The organism is Actinoplanes sp. NPDC048791 (genome assembly GCF_040650095.1).
GTDB lineage: Bacteria > Actinomycetota > Actinomycetes > Mycobacteriales > Micromonosporaceae > Actinoplanes.
This window is the reverse complement of sequence record NZ_JBEZGQ010000627.1, coordinates 1-5,095: the sequence shown is the minus strand read 5'-3', so window position 1 is coordinate 5,095 and position 5,095 is coordinate 1. Positions and strand designations below refer to the sequence as shown.

At 67.5% G+C, this 5,095-nt stretch carries 2 protein-coding genes and 1 pseudogene; 1 reads left to right on the top strand and 2 read right to left on the bottom strand.

Annotated elements, in window-relative coordinates; genetic code table 11:
• Window positions 1-73 precede the first annotated feature (73 nt).
• Together AB0C29_RS33020 and acs are read right to left on the bottom strand one after the other, a co-directional pair.
• Entirely contained in the window at window positions 74-2,482 is a 2,409-nt protein-coding gene (locus tag AB0C29_RS33020; RefSeq protein ID WP_360828567.1) for an immune inhibitor A domain-containing protein, read from the bottom strand.
• A 274-nt stretch (window positions 2,483-2,756) separates the two neighbouring features.
• A complete protein-coding gene (gene acs / locus AB0C29_RS33015) occupies window positions 2,757-4,742 on the bottom strand; it encodes an acetate--CoA ligase (RefSeq protein WP_360828564.1) in 1,986 nt (661 codons plus the stop codon).
• Window positions 4,743-4,962: 220 nt separating this feature from the next.
• Here acs and AB0C29_RS33010 point away from each other — a divergent pair.
• A pseudogene (locus tag AB0C29_RS33010) lies at window positions 4,963-5,095 on the top strand (oxidoreductase); the annotation flags it as partial.

Below are 5,095 nucleotides of genomic sequence, written 5' to 3'. Positions count from 1 at the left end.
CCCGCGCGGCCCCCCGCAACGGGCCGCCCCCCGGGGTCGGCCCCCCCCGGCCCGCCGCTCGTGCTGCTGGTGATCAGCTGAACTTGACCTTCATGGACGTACCGTTGACGTCGACGACCTTGATCTTGACGCCGACGGCGGGGAGCTTGACGCCGTGGTTCGGCAGCTCGTCGTAGAAGTACTTCTTGGTGTCGTCGAACAGCGGCTGCGCGGCCTGGCCCCGGATGTAGCTGGGCTTGCCGTTGATGTGCAGCGTGAACGAGTCCGCCTTCTTCAGGCTGAACGGCGCGTCGTAGACCTGGATGCGGGCCCGCCAGGGCAGCCCCTCGAGGTTGTAGAACGGCGCCGGGCGGCTGTCGACGTACAGGTTGCGGCCGGTGCCCGGGTGGACGTTGGTGTTGTTGTCGACCTGCGAGGTGTCCCAGTAGGAGATGAGCAGCCCCTCCTGGTACGAGTAGTGGTCGACCTTGTCCGGCAGGGCCGGGAGGTAGCCGAAGAAGTACGGGCCGGTCTTCAGGTACTTGTCGTACGACACGTAGCTGCGGTGGCCGGCGATGTAGAAGTTGTCGAACTCCTCGACCGAGGCGGCGCCGACGATCGAGAAGCCGTTCAGGGTCCAGGTGGTGGCCCCCTCGGCGCCGTCGGCCAGCACGGTCGCGCCGTCCGCGGTGATGGTGACGTCGTCGCCGAAGAAGCCGCCCTCGGAGACACCGCCGTCCGTCAGGTAGTGCAGGCGGAAGTCGACCTTCTTGCCCGCGTACGCGTTCAGCGGCACCGCGATGTCGACCCACGCGCCGGCGGTGCTGCCGGTCAGCGACGGGGTCCCGCTGGCGTCCGTCGGGAAGGCGGCACCGTTGACCGTGCCGTTGAGCCGGGTCCAGGTGGTGCCGTTGTCCGTCGAGGCCTCGAAGTAGAGGTAGTCGTAGTCCACCTCGATGTCGTAGCGGCCCTTGAGCGTGACCCCCGCCGTGGTCTTGCCGGTGAGGTCGATGGTCTTGCTCATCGAAGTGTTCAGGTCGTCGGCGTTGCCGGAGAAGAACTGACCGGCACCCGCGAACGGCGCACCGAGATCGGTGGAGACCTCCTTGTCCGGGAGCACCACCACGGCAGCCTGCGCCTTCTCGGAGTTGTACTCCTCAGGACCCATGTTCAGGGTCCTGGACTGGCCGGCCACGATCGTCTCGTAGTCGAGCCAGCCGAGCTGCAGCTTGTTCCAGGCACCGAGGTCGCCCGGGCGGGTACCGATGCCCTCGTCCTCCTTGGCGCTGAGCCGGCTCTGGGCCATCAGGGTCCAGTGCTCGTTGTTGTTGTCGCCGCCACCGGAGGTGTCGTAGTCGTCCGGCAGACCCAGGTCGTGGGTGTACTCGTGCACGAAGACGGACAGGCCGCCGTTCTCCGGCTGGATCGTGTAGTCGCCGATCCAGATGCCCGTGTTGCCGATCTGGGTGCCGCCGAGCAGGTTGCCGGCCGGACCGGTGCGGCCCTGGTCGGTGCCGAACGCGTACCAGCGGTGGCTCCAGATGGCGTCCTCACCCTGGTTCGGGTCACCGTCGGCCTGGTCGCCGCCGGAGTGGACGATCTGGAAGTGGTCGATGTAGCCGTCCGACTCGTTGAAGTTGCCGTCACCGTCGAAGTCGTAGCGGTCGTACTGGTCGAACGACTTCATGTCGGCGGCGATCGCGGCGTCGCTGCGGCCGGCGGCCTGCTGGTCGGCGACCCACTTGTTGGCGGCGTCGCGGACCAGGGCCCAGGTGTTGTTGCAGACGTTGCTCGCGCAGACAGCCGGGTCGTCGCCGTTGGCGTCGGTCGGGTTGTCGTTCGAGCGGCCGTACCGGGCCTCGTTGAACGGGACCTTCACCCAGTCGGTGACCTCGCCGTCGACGCTGTACCGGCCGGAGGACTGGCTCTCGAAGTAGGTCTTGACCGACTCCGTGCCGGCGCCCTCACCGAAGTACAGGTTGCGGTAGAAGTCGGCCGAGTAGTCCGCCTGCCACACCGTCGAGTTGTCCACGGCGCGGTTCGGCTGGGGAATCTCGTTGTGCAGCGGTCCGTCGAAGCGCGCCGGGCCGGGCACGGTGGGCGCCATGTCCTTGTCCGGGTAGCTGGGGCTGCGCTCGTTGCCGAACTCGGTCAGGATCACGAAGATCCGGTCGGTCCGCTCGCGGCTGATCTCGACGTACTGGTCCTGACCGGTCTTGGCGACGGCCCGGTTGCTGGTGCCGGAGCCCTGCGTCCGACCGACCTTGACGACCGAGCTGCCGTTCTTGGTCACGGCCTTGGCCTTGCCGCTGACCACGTCGGCGACTGCCTGCTCGCGCAGCGCGCGGCGCTTGTCCTCGAGGGGGTTGGGCAGATCGTCGACAGGTGCTGAGTTGGCATCGGCCTTAGCGACCGGCGCTGGATCCACTGGCGGGGCGGCGTTGGCACCGGCGGGGAGCATGACCCCGACGCTGGTGACCATCGCGGCGCCGAGTAGTCCCACGACCACCTTGCGCACTACGTGTACCTCCGTTGACGTGACCGAGCGCTGGGGTTGCAGCGGACGGCGGTAAACCGGCCTCGGATTCGAGGCTCACGTGAACGTATGCAAACGCACCTATGTCTTGGAAGAGCCCGGAGATATTGATGAGCGATGGTTACGCATTATGGTTTTTCCATCATGCAAGTACCGGCATATACCCGAAAGTGGACTGTGCACATGAAACGGCGGCAGACCTGCACGATCGCAGGGCTGCCGCCGTTTATCGATAACTGTCTCAGTCTTCGGACTTTCCGGCCTGCATGCCGGAGGAGATCAGATCCATCACCGCGGAGTCCTGCAACGTCGTGACGTCACCCAGCGAACGGTTCTCCGCGACGTCCTTGAGCAGGCGCCGCATGATTTTGCCGGACCGCGTCTTGGGCAACTCGGCCACCAGCATGATCTGGCGCGGCTTGGCGATCGGGCCGAGCTTCTTGGCGACGTGGTTGCGCAGATCCTGGATGAGCTTCTCGCCGGCATCGCCCGAAGTGTCCACATTGCCGCGTGGAATGGTGAAAGCCACAATAGCCTGGCCGGTGGTCGGGTCGGTCGCGCCGACCACCGCGGCCTCGGCCACCGAAGGGTGCGACACCAGGGCCGACTCCACCTCGGTGGTCGAGATGTTGTGCCCGGAGATCAGCATGACGTCGTCGACCCGGCCGAGCAGCCAGAGCGCGCCGTCGTCGTCCTTCTTGGCCCCGTCACCGGCGAAGTAGATCCACTCGTCGCCGACGCCCGCGCCCTTGCCGAAGCGCGACCAGTACGTGTCCTTGAAACGCTGCTCGTCACCCCAGATGCCGCGCAGCATCGACGGCCACGGCTCACGCAGCACCAGGAAGCCGCCACCGCCGTTGGGCACCGACTCGGCCTCGTCGTTGACCACGTCGGCGGAGATGCCCGGCAGCGGGGTCATCGCCGAGCCGGGCTTGGAGGCGGTCACGCCGGGCAGCGGCGAGATCATCATCGCGCCCGTCTCGGTCTGCCACCAGGTGTCCACAATGGGGGCGTTGTCGTGGCCGACGTGCTCCCTGTACCACATCCAGGCCTCGGGGTTGATCGGCTCGCCGACGCTGCCCAGGATGCGCAGCGACGACAGGTCGTACTTGGCCGGGATGTCGTCGCCCCACTTCATCATGGTGCGGATGAGGGTGGGTGCGGTGTAGAGCAGGCTCACCTTGTACTTGTCGACGATCTCCCAGAACCGGCCGCGGTGCGGGGTGTCCGGGGTGCCCTCGTACATGACCTGGGTGGCGCCGTTCGACAGTGGACCGTAGACGATGTACGAGTGGCCGGTCACCCAGCCGATGTCGGCCGTGCACCAGTAGACGTCGGTCTCCGGCTTGACGTCGAAGACCGCGTGGTGGGTGTACGAGACCTGGGTCAGGTAACCGCCGGTGGTGTGCAGGATGCCCTTGGGCTTGCCGGTCGTACCCGAGGTGTAGAGGATGAAGAGCGGGTGCTCGGCGTCGAACGGCTGCGCCTCGTGCTGGTCACTGGCCTGCTCGACGGTCTTGTGCCACCACAGGTCCTTGTCACCCCAGGTGACGTCCTCGCCGGTGCGGCGCACGACCAGCACGTGCTCGATGCTCGGGCACTGCGCGACGGCCTCGTCCACCGTCGGCTTGAGCGCCGAGGGCTTGCCCCGCCGGTAGCCGCCGTCGGCCGTGATGACCAGCTTGCAGTCGGCGTCCTGGATGCGGGTGGCGAGCGCGTCGACGGAGAAGCCGCCGAAGACCACGCTGTGCAGCGCGCCGATCCGGGCGCAGGCCAGCATCGCGACCGCGGCCTCCGGGATCATCGGCAGGTAGATCGCCACCCGGTCGCCGGCCGTCACGCCGAGCTCGGTCAGCGTGTTCGCCGCCTGGCTGACGCTGCGGAGCAGGTCCGCGTAGGTGATGGTGCGGGTGTCGCCGGGCTCGCCCTCCCAGTGGATGGCCACCTTGTCGCCGTGGCCGGCCTCGACGTGGCGGTCCACGCAGTTGTAGGCGATGTTGAGCTCACCGCCGACGAACCACTTGGCGAACGGCGCGTTCGACCAGTCCAGCACCTGGTCCCAGGGCTTGGCCCAGTGCAGCCGCCGGGCCTGCCGCTCCCAGAACGCTTCCCGGTTGTCGTCGGCCTCCTGGTATGCCGCGGCCTTGACGTTGGCGGCGGCGGCAAGCTCGGCCGGCGGCGGGAACGTCCGCGTCTCCGAGTACAGGTTCTCCAGTGTCTCGCTCATGAGGGCGGCTCCTCTGCCATGACCGGTCGCTTCGTCTGAACACTAGTTCTGCCGGGGTGGCCCGGCGAGAGTTGCAAGCTGTAGTGCCCTGTGGCCGCGCCGAATGGCAATCCGCGCGCGCCGATCGGGCACGAGATGATCGGTACTGCGCGAATCTTGCCACTTACGAGCCACTTCGCGCACCCCAGGTTTCCGGGCTTTTTCCGGCTACGGTTGGCCCGTGACTGCTGATCCACTGGCCCCGCTGCTGGCACTGGCCGACGTCGAGCCCGCGTTCACCGCCGCGCGCGAGCGCGTCGACACCGCGATGCGGCATCGCGCGCTGCGCCGCAACGGCGGCCAGGTGGCCGCCG

Bases quoted from the DNA above. Each gene is read 5' to 3' on its own strand.
- acs (WP_360828564.1), bottom strand. From the start codon at position 4,742: ATGAGCGAGACACTGGAGAACCTGTACTCGGAGACGCGGACGTTCCCG.